The sequence below is a fragment of the Candidatus Marivariicella sp. genome (assembly GCF_983056325.1).
Genome location: NZ_CEZOWA010000001.1, coordinates 140,105 through 156,179, shown reverse-complemented (window position 1 = coordinate 156,179; position 16,075 = coordinate 140,105). Strand labels below are relative to the sequence as shown.

13 protein-coding genes are annotated in these 16,075 nt (G+C 30.3%); 8 read left to right on the top strand and 5 right to left on the bottom strand.

The genetic code is table 11. From position 1 onward, the window contains the following. Both carB and rpmH read right to left on the bottom strand, forming a co-directional pair. On the bottom strand, positions 1 to 2,319 hold a 2,319-nt coding region (gene carB, locus AC3ATN_RS00720), incomplete at its 3' end, for a carbamoyl-phosphate synthase large subunit (RefSeq protein ID WP_487531276.1). A 90-nt stretch (positions 2,320 to 2,409) separates the two neighbouring features. After that, positions 2,410 to 2,568, bottom strand: coding sequence for a 50S ribosomal protein L34 (gene rpmH / locus AC3ATN_RS00715; RefSeq protein ID WP_487531275.1), 159 nt, complete (start codon positions 2,566 to 2,568; stop codon positions 2,410 to 2,412). A gap of 129 nt (positions 2,569 to 2,697) precedes the next feature. Between rpmH and AC3ATN_RS00710 the strand changes: the two genes are divergently transcribed. Then, a complete protein-coding gene (locus AC3ATN_RS00710; RefSeq protein WP_487531274.1) occupies positions 2,698 to 3,213 on the top strand; it encodes a DUF2892 domain-containing protein in 516 nt (171 codons plus the stop codon). Positions 3,214 to 3,217: 4 nt separating this feature from the next. On the opposite strand, the gene AC3ATN_RS00705 is transcribed toward AC3ATN_RS00710, so the two are convergent. After that, positions 3,218 to 3,871 (bottom strand): alpha/beta hydrolase, encoded by a 654-nt coding sequence (locus tag AC3ATN_RS00705; protein WP_487531273.1) that lies wholly within the window; start codon positions 3,869 to 3,871, stop codon positions 3,218 to 3,220. 125 nt (positions 3,872 to 3,996) lie between these two features. Here AC3ATN_RS00705 and AC3ATN_RS00700 point away from each other — a divergent pair, with 125 nt between their 5' ends. Next, on the top strand, positions 3,997 to 4,290 hold the full coding sequence (locus AC3ATN_RS00700) for a GNAT family N-acetyltransferase (RefSeq protein ID WP_487531272.1): 294 nt from the start codon (positions 3,997 to 3,999) through the stop codon (positions 4,288 to 4,290). On the opposite strand, the gene mtaB is transcribed toward AC3ATN_RS00700, so the two are convergent. Continuing rightward, positions 4,287 to 5,633 carry a tRNA (N(6)-L-threonylcarbamoyladenosine(37)-C(2))-methylthiotransferase MtaB gene (gene mtaB, locus AC3ATN_RS00695; RefSeq protein ID WP_487531271.1) on the bottom strand — a complete coding sequence of 449 codons (1,347 nt, stop codon included), beginning with the start codon at positions 5,631 to 5,633 and terminating at the stop codon, positions 4,287 to 4,289. The two genes, AC3ATN_RS00700 and mtaB, sit on opposite strands and share 4 nt — an antisense overlap. Before the next feature lie 47 nt (positions 5,634 to 5,680). Next, complete coding sequence (locus AC3ATN_RS00690) at positions 5,681 to 5,932, bottom strand: type B 50S ribosomal protein L31 (RefSeq protein WP_487531270.1); 252 nt, start codon at positions 5,930 to 5,932, stop codon at positions 5,681 to 5,683. A gap of 108 nt (positions 5,933 to 6,040) precedes the next feature. On the opposite strand from AC3ATN_RS00690, the gene AC3ATN_RS00685 reads away from it, so the two are divergent. From AC3ATN_RS00685 to purL, 6 genes are all read left to right on the top strand, one after another. Beyond that, a complete protein-coding gene (locus AC3ATN_RS00685) occupies positions 6,041 to 6,565 on the top strand; it encodes a DUF4199 domain-containing protein (protein ID WP_487531269.1) in 525 nt (174 codons plus the stop codon). 37 nt (positions 6,566 to 6,602) lie between these two features. Beyond that, positions 6,603 to 7,559 carry a glycosyltransferase family 2 protein gene (locus tag AC3ATN_RS00680; protein WP_487531268.1) on the top strand — a complete coding sequence of 319 codons (957 nt, stop codon included), beginning with the start codon at positions 6,603 to 6,605 and terminating at the stop codon, positions 7,557 to 7,559. After that, positions 7,546 to 9,252: a phospho-sugar mutase gene (locus AC3ATN_RS00675; protein ID WP_487531267.1), complete on the top strand. Its 1,707-nt coding sequence runs from the start codon at positions 7,546 to 7,548 to the stop codon at positions 9,250 to 9,252. The genes AC3ATN_RS00680 and AC3ATN_RS00675 overlap by 14 nt, the downstream gene beginning before the upstream one ends. A 1-nt stretch (position 9,253) precedes the next feature. Further along, the gene (locus AC3ATN_RS00670; RefSeq protein WP_487531266.1) at positions 9,254 to 11,074 is read left to right on the top strand and encodes an ABC transporter ATP-binding protein; all 1,821 of its coding nucleotides are present in this window, start codon (positions 9,254 to 9,256) and stop codon (positions 11,072 to 11,074) included. 11 nt (positions 11,075 to 11,085) lie between these two features. Next, complete coding sequence (locus tag AC3ATN_RS00665) at positions 11,086 to 12,300, top strand: RsmB/NOP family class I SAM-dependent RNA methyltransferase (protein ID WP_487531265.1); 1,215 nt, start codon at positions 11,086 to 11,088, stop codon at positions 12,298 to 12,300. Positions 12,301 to 12,380: 80 nt separating this feature from the next. Continuing rightward, positions 12,381 to 16,031: a phosphoribosylformylglycinamidine synthase gene (gene purL / locus AC3ATN_RS00660; protein WP_487531264.1), complete on the top strand. Its 3,651-nt coding sequence runs from the start codon at positions 12,381 to 12,383 to the stop codon at positions 16,029 to 16,031. The last annotated feature ends 44 nt before the right edge of the window (positions 16,032 to 16,075 follow it).

Below are 16,075 nucleotides of genomic sequence, written 5' to 3'. Positions count from 1 at the left end.
GGCCTCAGCCTCTATAGCTCCATCTAAATAGTGATCTAATAAAAGTTTGTTGTTAGGGATCTTTCTCAATAAATCAACAACGTGGGCTTCTAAATCTTCCTTATTAATTACAATCTTCATTCCTTGACCACCTAAAACATAGGATGGTCTAACTAAAATTGGGAAATCTAGCTCCTCAGTTAATCTAATTGCATCTTCTGCATTTTCTGCAACTCCAAAATCAGGATATGGAATATTATTTTCCTTAAGAAGAGTTGAAAAACTTCCTCTGTCCTCAGCTAAATCAAGAGACTTATAACTTGTTCCAATTATTTTAATTCCATATCGATCTAGTTTTTCTGCTAATTTTAAAGCTGTCTGACCACCCAATTGAACAATTACACCTACCGGGTTTTCATGTCTAATAATATCATATATATGTTCCCAGAATACAGGTTCAAAATATAGTTTATCAGCTACATCAAAATCAGTGGAAACTGTTTCTGGATTACAATTAATCATAATTGTTTCATAACCTGCCTCACTCGCAGCCAAAACACCGTGGACACAACAATAATCAAATTCAATTCCCTGGCCTATTCTATTGGGGCCTGAACCAAGTACAACGATTTTCTTTCGATCACTCGCAGCACTTTCGTTAACACTAAATTTTTTATCCGAACCTGCGAGTTGCATTTTTTCTTCAAAGGTTGAATAATAATAGGGAGTTTTAGCCTGGAATTCAGCTGCACATGTGTCAACTAACTTGTAAACACGTTGAATACCAAGTTTATCTCTTTTATTGTATACCTGACTTTCCAAACAATTTAACATATGGGCAATTTGTCTATCTGCAAAACCTTTTTGTTTGGATTCCAGAACTAATGAAGAGGAAATTGTTTCTATTGAGTGATTTGAAATTTCACATTCGAGTTTATAAAGCTCTTCATACTGCTTTAAAAACCACATATCAATTTTAGTAATATCGTTTATTGTGGTAAGAGGAACTCCTATCTGAATTGCATCATATATAACAAAAACTCTATCCCAACTTGCGTTTTTTAGTTTATTTAAAATTTGATCATAATCAGTATATCCTTTACCGTCAGCTCCAAGACCGTTTCTTTTAATTTCTAAGGATTGTGTTGCTTTGTGAAGTGCTTCTTGAAAAGATCTCCCAATCCCCATAACTTCACCAACAGATTTCATTTGTAATCCAAGTGTTCTGTCAGATCCCTCAAATTTGTCAAAATTCCATCTAGGAATTTTTACTATTACGTAATCAAGGGTAGGCTCAAATAATGCTGATGTAGATTTTGTAATTTGATTTTCTAATTCATTTAAATTATATCCAATTGCCAACTTGGCTGCTATTTTGGCTATCGGATATCCAGATGCTTTTGATGCTAAAGCTGACGAACGAGAAACTCTAGGGTTTATTTCTATTGCTATTATATCTTCTTTCTTATCAGGGCTAACTGCAAACTGAACATTACAACCCCCAGCAAAATCTCCAATACTTCTCATCATCTTAATTGCCATGTCCCTCATTCTCTGAAAAGTATTATCTGAAAGTGTCATTGCAGGAGCAACAGTAATTGAATCTCCCGTATGAATACCCATTGGATCCATGTTTTCTATTGTACAGATGATTACAACGTTATCATTTTTATCTCTTAATAACTCGAGCTCATATTCCTTCCATCCTAATAATGCTTTGTCTATAAGAACCTCGTGTATAGGTGATGCCTCTAAACCTCTTGATAGAAGTTCGCTGAAATCTTGTTCATTATGAACAAATGCAGCACCTGTCCCTCCTAATGTAAATGATGGTCTAATTACTAGAGGGAAACCAAATTTTTGAGCAATTTCTTTTCCTTTTAAAATTGAGTTTGCAGTTTCAGCTGGAGCAACAGGAATATTAATTTTTTTCAATAATTGTTTAAACTGTTCTCGATCCTCTGTAATTTGAATTGCATCTATATCAACGCCAATAATATCAACATTATAATCCTTCCATATCCCCTTGTCATCTGCTTCTATACAAAGATTTAAAGCAGTTTGACCTCCCATTGTAGGTAGTACAGCATCTATAGCGTGAATTTTTAAAATTTCAATTATGGATTTAGTTGTCAGCGGTTTTAAATAAATATGATCTGCCATAGAGGGGTCAGTCATTATAGTCGCAGGGTTGGAATTGATCAAAACAGTTTCAATTCCATCTTCTCTAAGTGAACGAAGTGCTTGAGTTCCTGCATAGTCAAATTCACAAGCTTGTCCAATAATTATAGGGCCTGATCCTATTATTAATATACTTTTTAATTTATTGTTTTTTGGCATTAATTTATGATTGCATTACAAATTCAATATAAAAAAAAAGGTGCTACTTAAAAAAAGTAACACCTTAAAAATTTTAATAATGTAAAAACATTATTTTTTATGTCTAGGTTCAGATGAAACTGATATTTTGTTTCTGCCTTTAGCTCGACGACTAGATATAACCTTTCTACCGCTAGGACTAGCCATTCTCTCACGAAAACCGTGCTTATTTCGTCTTTTTCTTTTTGAAGGCTGGAATGTTCTTTTCATATTTCTAAACTTTATGGTAGTATATGTTCCATTAAAGCTGCGCAAATATATAACATCTTTTTATTTAACAAAACCTTTAGTTAATAATTCCAAACCTTTTTTTTTACCTTTGAAATTAAATATAAAATTATGTTTCCAAAGATTATCAAATTATTTTTTGCTTTATGTTTATTTTCATATTCAATTTATCAATTTATTGAAAATTATATTGGAAATGGAATATTCTGTATGCTTATTGCTGGAATGTTTATTCTTTTATATTTTAAAAATGAGATAATTTTTTTAGCATTTTTAAGATTACGTAAACAGGACTTTGTTGGTACTGAAAAATGGTTGAATAAAATTAAAAATCCTGAATCAAGTTTAGTAAAAAAACAGCAAGGATATTTTTACTACTTGCATGGAATAATAAAATCCCAAACCAATTTAACAATTGCAGAAAAAAATTTTAAAAAAGCAATTGTTCTAGGACTTTCTTTTAATCATGATTTAGCAATGGCCAAGATGAGTTTAGCTGGAATATCGATGCAAAAAAGAAGAAAACGAGAAGCTACAATGTTGCTTGCTGAAGCAAAAAAACTAGATCGACAAGGAATGCTTAGTTCTCAAATGAAATTAATGCAACAGCAATTAAAAAAAATATAATTTTTTAACTCAAGATAAGTTTGGGCAAGTTATTATTGAACCAATTAGCTTGAGTCAATATGATAGCATGGGAACCCTTGATTTTAATAAACGGTTTTTTAATTTTACGTATTGGAAATATATTATCTTTCATTCCATGGATATGAATAATAGATTGATTATTACTTTCTTGCTCCCAATTAACTAGCGCATTGTAAGCCCAACTCAAATACTCGGGGTCTCTATGTGATAGGTATTTCTTATAAAGGTCTACTCTTAATTTAATGGAATCTCCAAAAACAAAAAGAGCTAAATTTTCAATATTTCCAATCCATTTGAAAGGAATAAATTTATGAACTTTAGTGTGTTTGGTTACTTTCATATGAATTGGTAATTCTTTATTTGATTTTAAACTTGAAATAATTATAACTTTTTCACAATTAATCACTTTTGAGACTTCCTGTACTAAAATTCCTCCAAAAGAAACACCAATAAGTATTGGGTTTTCGTGTTTTATCAACTTGCTCATTCTAATAGCATAGGAGGATAATTTTTCATTTTTAAAAGGAGAAATCCACGATAAATGTTTAACTACAAATGAATTTGGAAACTTTAACAGTTCGAAAATTTTTGGACTAGCTCCTAGACCTGGCATTAGATATAAATATTTATTTTCCATATTTTAACTTTCATACACTAGATGATCAACAAATTTTTTGTAAATTTATTGCCCTTTAAAAATCCAGTTATCTCTGGATAAAGTTACAATTAAAGGGATTATTTTAAATATAAATTTTTTTCAATATGGCAAATATAGTTCTCGAAAACAATGAATTCCTTAGACAATTTGAAACTACTGTTGAAAACTCACTTGCACGTATTGAGTATGCAGAACAAGAAAGAAAAATATTTTTAACAAAAATATTTGTACCAGAGGGAATTAGTGATAAAAATTTTGAAGAAAAATTTATTCGTTGTGTTCTAGAGGTTTTATCTGACAGAAACATGAAAGTCGTTCCTACATCTCCAAAAATTGCTGGTTTTGTTCGTAGAAATAAATCTTACAAATCTCTTTTACCTGTCGGTATTAAACTTTAACACCTTACATACCCTTCATTATCTATTTTTTTCAAATTCAAGGGTATTATCTTATTTATATAATCTGGATTCCATGGTGATTTAACTTTTATATAATTTTCTGTGAAACCGTACATATAACCTTTTTTATTTTCCCCCTCGAACAAAACATTTAATTCTTTCCCAAGCTGAGACTCATAAAAAGCTCTACGTTTTTTTACAGATAATGTTCTCAACATTTTACTTCTTTTGCTTCGAATATTGATGGGTATTGTATTTTTCATTAATGCAGCTTCTGTATTTTTCCTTTCCGAATAAGTGAAAACATGTAAATAGCTAATAGGTAAGTCTTTTAAAAAATTATAAGTGTCAATAAAACTATCATCAGATTCACCAGGGAATCCAACAATAACATCGACACCTATACAGGCATTTGGAATTAATTTTTTAATTTTCAATACACGATCTAAATATAAAGGAGTTAAATATCTTCTTTTCATTTTCTTCAATATCATATCACTCCCACTTTGTAGTGGAATATGAAAATGAGGAACAAAACAATGGCTTTTAGATACAAAATCAATAATTTCATTTTTAAGTAAATTAGGCTCGATTGAAGATATTCTTATGCGTTCAATTAATTTAAGATTATCTAAAGCATTAATTAGTTCTAAAAAAGTGTGTTTATGATTTTTATTATTATTCTCACCTTTACCGAAATCCCCAATATTGACCCCTGTTAGAATAATTTCATTAACTCCTGTTGAAGAAATTTCTTCAATACTGGAAATAATACTCTCCAAACTTGCACTTCTTGAAACACCTCTTGCATTGGGTATGGTACAATAAGTACATTTATAATCACATCCGTCTTGGACTTTTAAAAATGATCTTGTTCGGCCATTTAAAGAAAAACTGCCAACATATTCATTCACCTCATCAATCTCACAAGAATGAATTTTTCCAATTTCTATTTTATTAAGATCATTTAAATAATCTGGGAGATTAAATTTTTCATTTGCACCCAAAACTAAATCAACACCCTTAATGGATAGTAACTCCTTAGGCTGAAGTTGAGCATAACAACCTATTGCAGCCACAAAAGCTTTTTCGTTTAATTTAAGAACTTTATTAACTAGTGATTTAAATCTTTTATCTGCATTATCAGTAACTGAACAAGTATTAATAACATAAACATCCGCAATCTTATTAAAATCAACATGCTGATATTGATCACTATTAAAGCCTCTAGATATTGTTGATGTCTCGGAAAAGTTAAGTTTACACCCCAAAGTATGGAATGCTATTCTTGTTTGGGGAATACTTTTTGAATTGTTATTTGAGATGTTTCCAGGATTGAACAAAACAATAAAATGTTTTTGAAAAAAAAAGTAGTTTAGTTACTAGAATACTACTTCTTAAACTTGGAATATTTGTTTTTAAACTTGTCAATTCTTCCTGCAGTATCAACTAACTTAGATTTACCAGTGTAAAACGGATGAGAAGTTCTAGAAATTTCAAGTTTTACAAGAGGATATTCAACACCCTTAACTTCAATCATTTCTTTTGACTCAACAGTAGACTTAGTTATAAAAACCTCTTCATTGGACATATCTTTAAATGCAACAAGTCTGTAGTTTTTGGGGTGAATATCGATTCGCATTTTTTTTATTTGAGATAACAAATTTACTTTTTTTTTTAATACATACAAAACACAAGAGATTATTTTAAATTATTCTTTATAAAAGTTAAATTGCATTAAATATTTCAAATGGAAAATTCTAAAATTCAAACATCAGCCTATGCTATAAACTTTGGAACTATACTCGGGGTGGCTAGTGTGTTTTTTCAATTAATGCTTTTTCTTCTTGACGCTCATTATCAAGGAGACACTTTGTCTTCTTTTGTTCCATTAATTTTAAGTGTATGTTTTATAAATTATGGTATCTATCAATATAGAAATGACAACGATGGATTAGTGTCACTTTCACAAAGTCTTAAAGTTGGGGTTGGAATAGCCTTGATTTCTGGAGTCATAGGAACATTATATGCAATAATTTTGACCGAATTCATGGATCCCCAGTTTATGGATAAAACATTAGAAATTGCTAAACAAAAAATGCTAGATGGAAATCAAGAAATGTCAGTTGAAGATGCAAATCAAGCAATAGAAATGTCAAAGAAATTTACCACTCTCCCAATAAGAATTGCTGGTGGACTTCTTGGATCCATTTTTATGGGCTTTTTAATTTCTTTATTTGGCGGTTTAATTCTAAAAAAAACAAATCCTAATTAAATTTCAATTTTCGTAGATTTGTTATAAATATTTTACTTTGGATATTTCCGTTGTTGTCCCTTTATATAATGAAGAAGAGTCTTTGATAGAATTACATCAATGGATTAAATCTAGCTTAAATGATGCCGGATACTCGTTTGAACTTATATTTATTGATGATGGGAGTTCTGATGATTCATGGAAAATAATAGATGATTTGTCATCTAAAAACCATAATGTATGTGGTTATCGTTTTGCTAAAAACTACGGTAAGTCTCAAGCTTTAAATGCAGGATTTAAGTTTGCTGAAGGAGAATATATCGCCACATTAGATGCTGATCTTCAAGACTCCCCCGAAGAACTTCCATCTATGATAATTAAGCTAAATAAAGAAAAACTTGATATAGTTTCTGGTTGGAAAAAAACAAGATATGATAATTTATTTTTAAAAAATATACCTTCAAAGCTATTTAACTTTGCTGCTAGAATAGTCTCTGGAATTAAATTGCATGATTTTAACTGTGGAATTAAGGTTTATAAAAAAAACGTAGTAAAAACTATAGATGTTAGTGGAGAAATGCATAGGTATATTCCCGTTTTAGCTTCTCAAGCAGGCTTTAAAAGAATCTCAGAAAAAGAAGTTAAGCATCAAGCAAGAAAATATGGAATAACAAAATTCGGAGCTGAAAGATTTATTAATGGTTTTCTTGACTTATTGACACTATGGTTTTTAAATCAATTTGGAAAAAGACCAATGCATTTTTTTGGACTTCTTGGTACTTTTATGTTTAGTATTGGCATGGGCTTTACGCTATATTTAGGGGTTGACAAATTATATTTCAATGTTAATTCTCGACTAATAACTGATAGACCTCAATTTTTTATTGCCCTAGTTACCATTGTTATAGGAGTTCAGTTTTTTATTTCTGGATTCATAGGTGAACTTTTATTAAGACAAAAAAATAATCCAAAAAACTATATAATCTCTCAAACTACTTCTGGTGAAAGAAATTAAAGAAAGAGCGTTAAAATGGTGTAAATCTCCTTTTGATAATGAAACACAAAATCATGTAAAAACACTTTTTAATTTCCCTGATCAATTAGAAGACTCCTTTTATAAAGATCTAAAGTTTGGAACAGGAGGCATGAGAGGGGTCATGGGTGTTGGTACTAACAGAATAAATAAATATACTTTAGGAAAAGCAACTCAAGGACTTTCGGATTTTCTTAAAAATAAATTCCCTAAAGGAAACATTAGAGTTGTTATTGCATTTGACTGTAGAAATAACAATGATATTTATTCAAAAATAGTTTCAAATGTATTTTTAGGTAATGGCATAGAAGTTTATCAATTTTCGTCATTAAGAACTACTCCACAGCTTTCATATTCTGTTAGATATCTTAAAGCAAATTGTGGAATTGTTTTAACTGCATCTCATAATCCATCAGAATATAATGGATATAAAGTCTACTGGAAAGATGGCGGTCAACTGGTCCCACCTTATGATCAAGAATTGATGGATCAAATCAATTCGATTAATTATAGTGACATAATTTTTAGGGGATCAACGGACAAATTTCATCTTATATATAAGGAGTTAGACGATGCTTTCATAAATACTTGTTTAGAGCTTGGCAAACAAGATCAAGTAAAATCTGATAATCTCAAAATAGTATTTACCCCTCTTCATGGAACATCAATCATTTCAATTCCAGAAGTATTAAAAAAAGCAGGACATAAATCTTTAATTGTAGTTAATGAACAATCAAAACCTGACGGAAATTTTCCAACGGTTAAATCTCCAAACCCCGAAGAGCCTGAAGCACTTAAAATTGCTATTAAATTAGCTGAAAAGGAAGATGCAGAGATTGTGATAGGTACAGATCCGGATTCGGACAGACTTGGGATCGCCGTTAAAAATGAAAAAGGTAAATTTTATATTCTAAATGGTAACCAAACTATGCTAATAATGGCTAACTTTTTACTAGATAGAAGAAAAGAAATGGGACTTTTAAAATCTGAAGACTATATTGCTTCTACTATTGTTTCTTCTCCAGTAATGAATAAATTAGGACTTCATTATGGAATACAGTGTCTATCAACATTAACTGGCTTCAAGTGGATTGGGAAAGAAATTGAAGAAAGAAAAACTCAAAATTTTATATTTGGAGGTGAAGAGAGTTTTGGATACTTAATTGGGGATAAAATTAGAGACAAAGATGCCGTAACATCAGCGCTTTTAATATGTGAAATTGCGGCAATACTTAAGTTTAAAAATAAGAATATCTTCGATTATATGATTGAATGTTATAAATTATATGGTCCCCATAAAGAACGTTTGATAAGTTATAAACTGGACGGTATTAGCGGAGAAAAAAAAATAAAAAAAATGATGAAGAATTTCAGAGATAATTCTCCAAAAAGTATAAATAATCAATCTGTAAATTCAATTAAGGATTACTTGACTTCTATTGAAATAGATTTAAAAAATAAAATGAAACACAAGATCGACCTTCCAACATCAAATGTAATTATATTTATTCTTGAGGACGGTAGTGAGATTGCAATCCGCCCTAGTGGAACTGAGCCGAAAATTAAGTTTTACTTTAGTGTTAATTCAAAAACCTTCAAAAACGATAATTGGGAATTAACCGAAAAAGAATTAGACAAAAAAATTGACTCAATTATTTTTGATTTAAATTTATAAAATGGAGTTTTTTAAAAAAATATTAAAATATGCAATACCATACAAAGGGTATGCTTTTTTAAATATATTTTTCAATGTTTTATATGCATTTTTCAGTGCCCTTTCGATGATAGCTTTTATTCCGTTACTAGAAGTGCTTTTTCAAGACACTAAGAAAAATACTACAGAGCCAGTATATTCTGAATTTAATTCTTTTAAGTCATACATTGAAGACTGGTTAAGTTTTCAAGTGAATTATCAATTAGATAAAAACATTGGAACTACTTTAATATATGTTGTTAGCTTAGTAATAGTTTTATTTCTTCTTAAAAATCTATTTAATTATTTAGCATTATTTTTTATAACATATCTTCGAAACGGGGTGTTGAAAGACATCCGAAATGCAATTTTTGATAAAATAATTAATTTACCAGTTGCTTTTTTTTCAGAAAAAAGAAAAGGAGACTTAATGGCAAGAATGTCTGCAGATGTTCTAGAAGTTCAGGTGTCTTTCTTGTCAATTCTAGAGCTTTTAATAAGAGAACCACTAACTATTATATTTACAATAATTGCAATGTTCACAATTAGCTCTCAGCTTACTTTATTTGTAATAATATTTATTCCTATTTCTGGTTTTTTCATTTCACTAATTGGAAAAAAACTAAGAAAAGATTCTGATCTAGTACAAAAAGAACAAGGCTATTTTTTATCCATCATTGATGAAACCATTAATGGTCAAAAAATTATAAAAATATTTAGAGCTGGTGATTCATTCATAAATAAATTTCAAAATTCTACAAATAGATTTTTTAATTATTCTAATCGTTTACTCCACAGAGCAAATTTAGCTGCCCCTAGCAGTGAATTTTTCGGAATCTCAGTCATTGGAGTTTTACTATGGTACGGAGGACAAATGGTTTTGATAGATCAATCCATTAAAGGAAGTACTTTTTTAGTTTTTATCGGATTAGCATATAATATACTCACGCCAGCAAAGGCAATAAGTAAATCTATTTTTAGTATTAGAAAAGGAGATGCTGCTGCAGCCAGAATTATTGAGATACTTGAAGCTGAAAATTCACTAAAGGATAAAGTTGATGCCATCGATAAAACATCTTTAAATTCAAAAATAGAATTTAAAGATGTTAAGTTTTCGTATGACAATCAAATTATTTTATCAAATTTGAATTTAGTAATCCAAAAAGGTGAAACAGTCGCTTTAGTTGGGCAATCAGGAAGTGGGAAAACAACAATAGCAAATCTTTTAGCTCGTTTTTATGATGTTCAAAGTGGATCAATAAAGATTGACGGTGTGGAGCTTCCAGAAATCAAAAAAAAATCCCTCAACAAAATGGTTGGAATTGTAACTCAAGATTCGATACTTTTTAATGATAGTATAAAAAATAATTTAATTATTGGAAAAAAAAATGCATCTGATTCAGAGATAATCAAGGCATCAAAAGCTGCAAATGCCCATGATTTCATCATGCATATGGAAAATGGGTATGAAAGCAACATTGGGGAGAGTGGGAATAAATTATCTGGAGGTCAAAAACAAAGAATTTCTATAGCTAGAGCTATACTTAAAAATCCTCAAATTTTGATTTTAGATGAAGCTACATCATCCTTAGATACAGAATCAGAAAAATTAGTTCAAGAAGCCCTAGAATATATAATGAAAGGTAGAACAGCTATTGTAATTGCCCATAGACTTTCCACTATTCAAACAGCAGATCTTATAGTTGTTATGCAAAATGGCAAGATCATTGAAAGTGGATCTCACAGTCAACTTCTTTCTAAAAAAGAAGCTTACTATAACTTAGTTCAACTTCAACAAATTTAAATTTTGATATAATGAAATGGCACCATAACCTACTAACTGGAGTAATTAGTGGTTTAGAAGAGATTTTTTTAGGTAATAAACGAGCAATAAAAGTTGTTGATAAACTAATTGATGAAAATAAAAAATGGGGTGCACGTGATAGAAAAATCGTTTCATCAACGATTTATGATATTGTAAGGTGGATTAGAAAGTATGGATACTGTTCAAATATTGAAGAGTTAACATCCAAAAAAGATTTATGGAAAATTTTGGGTTGTGCCATAGTTTTAAAAGGTCAAACTATTCCAAATTTTATAGAGTTTTCAAATATAAATTCTGAAGAAATTTTAAAAAGGGAAAATGAAATACTTGATAATAGAAAAATTAACGAATCAATCCCCGATTGGTTAGACGAAATGGGGCTTAATGATTTTGGTGAGAATATATGGAATAAGGAAGTAAATGCTTTTAACAAAAGATCATCGCTAGTTCTAAGATGTAATTCATTGAAAACAAACATTTTGGAATTAAAAAAGATTCTCAAAGATGAAAATATAGAAACCTTATCAAAAAAAGAATATCCAGAAGCCTTGGTTTTATGTGAATACAGCAAAGTGACTAATCTAAAGTCCTATAAATTAGGATATTTCGAAATTCAAGATGCAAACTCGCAAAAAGTTGCTTTTTTATGCGATTTAAAGCCAGAGATGACAATTATAGATGCTTGTGCTGGAGCTGGAGGAAAAAGTATACATATGGCTGCTATTATTGAAAATAAAGGCAAAATTATAGCCTTTGACAAACATGATTTTAAATTAGTAGAGTTAAATAAAAGAGCCAAAAGAAATGGTGTTAAAATAATTAAAACATTCAATATTACTGAGATGAATAATCTGACAAATTTGATTGGAAAAGCTGATAGAGTTTTAATTGACGCTCCTTGTAGCGGGCTTGGAGTTCTTAAAAGAAATCCTGATACTAAATGGAAAATGAATCCAAAAAAAATAAAAAAACTGAATAATACTCAGCAGTATCTAATAAATTATTGGTCAAAATATGTTAAGCCTGGAGGTCAACTTATTTACGCAACATGTTCAATATTTAAACAGGAAAACAAGATTCAAGTTGAAAAATTTTTAAACACTAAGGCTGGAACCAATTTTGTTAACATAAAAGAAAGGACATTTTTTTCTCATTTAACAGGATTTGACGGCTTTTATGTAGCTCAACTTGAAAAAAAACTGTGAATAAATTTTAAAATATATTTTATTCAATACAATGTATTAGTTTTTTAAAAAAGTATTTTTACTGGCCTATACATTATAATATGATTCGTTTTTTTGGAGATAAAAGTAAAGTAATTTATGCCGTACAGAGTACCTCTATTTTAAATCAAAAAACGCAAGAAAAATTAAGTTGGTTGTTTAACAATAGTTCTCCATTATTGGAAAAAATCGTTGTTGGAAATTTTATAGGTCCCAGAGCAAACATGTTAACACCCTGGAGTACAAATGCAGTAGAAATAATCCAAAACATGGGGGTTTATAATATACTCAGGATTGAAAAATATTTTTTAGATAAAGTTTTAATAAATTTTGACTCGATGGTTCAGCAAAAGTTCATTAACCTCGATCAAAATTTATTCAAACTAAATGATAAACCAGAGCCTATTTTAAATATTAAAAATATAGATCAATTCAATCAAAAAGAGGGTTTAGCATTAAATAAAAATGAAATTCAGTATTTAACAAGTTTAGCACTAAAATTAGGAAGAGAATTAACTGATTCAGAAGTTTTTGGTTTTTCTCAAGTTAATTCCGAACACTGCAGACACAAGATTTTTAATGGCGAGTTTGAAATTGATGGAATATTAAAAAAAGATTCACTTTTTGATTGGATAAAGAAAACATCTAAAAAAAATCCGAATGGAATCATTTCTGCTTACAAAGATAATGTTGCATTTATTAAGGGGCCAAAAATTGAGCAATTTGCTCCCTCAAGTGGATCTAAACCGAGTGTTTATATAAAAAGAGAAATAAATAGTGTGATTTCATTAAAAGCTGAAACTCACAACTTCCCAACAACTGTAGAACCATTTAATGGAGCAGCAACCGGATCCGGAGGTGAAATAAGAGATCGTATGGCTGGTGGACAAGGATCAATACCTTTAGCAGGAACAGCTGTTTACATGACACCTTATTCAAGAGCAACAAATAATAAGGCCTATGAAAATCAATTTCCAGAGAGAAATTGGAGATATCAAACTCCACTTGATATCTTAATAAAAGCTTCTAACGGTGCATCAGATTTTGGAAATAAATTTGGACAGCCATTAATATCAGGATCGTTATTGACTTTTGAACACGAAGAAAATGGTATCAAAATAGGATATGATAAAGTAATAATGCAAGCTGGAGGTGTTGGATTTGCGAACAGTGATCATTCAAAAAAATACACTCCCGAAAAAGGAGATATAATTGTAATTTTGGGTGGTGACAATTATCGGATTGGAATGGGTGGTGCCGCTGTGTCTTCTGCTGACACTGGAGCCTTTGAAAGTGGTATTGAGCTAAATGCCATTCAACGCTCAAATCCTGAAATGCAAAAAAGAGTTGCAAATGCAATTCGAAGTCTATGTGAACAAACTAAAAATCCAATCATTTCCATTCATGATCATGGAGCAGGAGGTCACTTAAATTGCTTATCAGAACTGGTTGAAGAAACAGGAGGTGAAATTATAATTAATAATCTCCCTATCGGAGATCCTACTTTATCAGATAAGGAAATAATTGGGAATGAATCTCAAGAAAGAATGGGATTAATAATTTCTTCCAAAGATTTAGAAACACTAAAAAATATTTGCTTACGTGAAAGAGCCCCTATGTATGAGGTTGGAAAAGTTACTGGTGATGAACATTTCTCTTTTATTAATAAAAAAACAAATGAAAAACCAATTGATTTAAAATTAAATTTCCTTTTCGGAAACTCTCCTAAAACAAAAATCAAAGACAATAATAAACTAACAGAATTTAGTGAAATTGATTTAAGCGGAAATCCAAAGACAGTTTTATCTAGGATATTAATGTTAGAGGGTGTTGCATGTAAAGATTGGCTAACCAATAAAGTTGACAGATGCGTCACAGGAAGAGTTGCTCAACAACAGACTGTAGGAGCTATTCAATTACCGCTAAGTAATTGTGGAGTTATTGCCTTGGACTATAAAGGCAAAGAGGGAATAGCAACTAGTATTGGTCATTCTCCTGTAGTTGGTTTAATTGACCCCTCTAAAGGGAGTTTAAACGCAATTGCTAAAGCCCTAACTAATATTGTTTTTGCTCCTCTTGAAAATAAAATAAACTCCATATCACTATCTGCAAACTGGATGTGGCCTTGTAATAACCCTGGAGAAGACGCTAGACTATACAAAGCCGTAGAGGCTTGTTCCAATTTTGCTCAAGAATTAGGTATTAATATTCCGACTGGTAAAGATTCATTATCAATGAAACAGAAGTATGCAGATGGAGATGTTACTGCTCCAGGTACAGTGATAATTTCTGCAACAGCACATTGTTCTGATATTAAAAAAATTGTAACTCCTAATATTGATATTAAGGGTGGGTCTTTATACTATGTTGACTTTTCATCTGATAATTTATTTTTAGGTGGAACCGCATTTGCGCAAATTCAAAACAAAATAGGTAAAAAAGCATCTACTATCAAGGATACTTTGTATTTTAAAACTGCTTTTAATGCTGTTCAAGATTTAGTAAAAGATGGTAAAATTTCATCAGGTCACGACATTAGCTCTGGTGGCTTTTTAACTACCCTTTTAGAAATGTTTTTTTCAACTCCAAAGACAGGAGCAGCTGTTAAGCTTAACAATTTAAATATAATTAACGAAAATCTGTTTTTTGAAAATCCAGGAATCATTATTCAGTCAAATTCAGATTTAGTAGTTTATTTCAATAAATTAGGGATTAAATGTTTGAAATTAGGAGAAATTAATTTATCTGAAAAAGTTACAATTGAACATAGTAATAGTATTATCGAATTTGACATAAATCACTACAGAGATTTATGGTTTAAAACATCTACAGATTTAGATAGTCATCAAACCTTAAATGATCTTTCGTTAGAGAGATTTAAAAATTATAAAAAGCAAATTTTAAACTTCACATTTCCAAGTTTATTTACGGGTAAAATGCCTACAAATTCATCTGAGAAAAAAATTAAAGCTGCCGTAATAAGAGAAAAAGGAAGTAATTCGGAGAGAGAGATGGCTTATGCAATGCAAATTGCTGGTTTTGAAGTTACTGATATTCACATGACAGATTTAATCAATGGTTATTCTGATCTTTCTGAATTTAAATTTATTGTGGCTGTTGGTGGGTTTTCTAATTCAGATGTTCTAGGGTCTGCAAAAGGATGGGCAGGATCCTTCATTTATAATGAAAAGGCTAAAAAAAGTTTAGATCGTTTTTTTAAAAGAACAGACACTTTATCACTTGGAGTTTGTAATGGATGTCAATTATTTATTGAATTGGGTCTTTTAACACCTGAATTAGAAAACAAACCTAAAATGCTTCAAAATGATTCTGGAAAATTTGAATGTGTATTCACTTCTGTTGATATTCTCGATTCTCCATCTATTATGTTAAAAGGGCTTGAAGGAAGTACGTTAGGAATCTGGGCTGCTCACGCAGAAGGAAAATTTCATCTTCCTGGATCAAAAAATAATTATCAAATACCAGGAACCTATCACTATAAAAACTATCCAGCTAACCCAAACGGATCTGACCATAATGCAGCTATGCTAACTAATAATGACGGAAGACATCTTGTTATGATGCCTCATTTAGAACGCTCAACTTTTCCATGGAATTGGGCATATTATCCCAAGGATCGTAAAAATGATGAAGTATCTCCCTGGATTAAGGCTTTTGAAAATGCAAATTACTGGCTTAAAAAAAACAAGTAAAATCATTTTTTTTAATTTGATATAATTAATTTGTACTTTACATG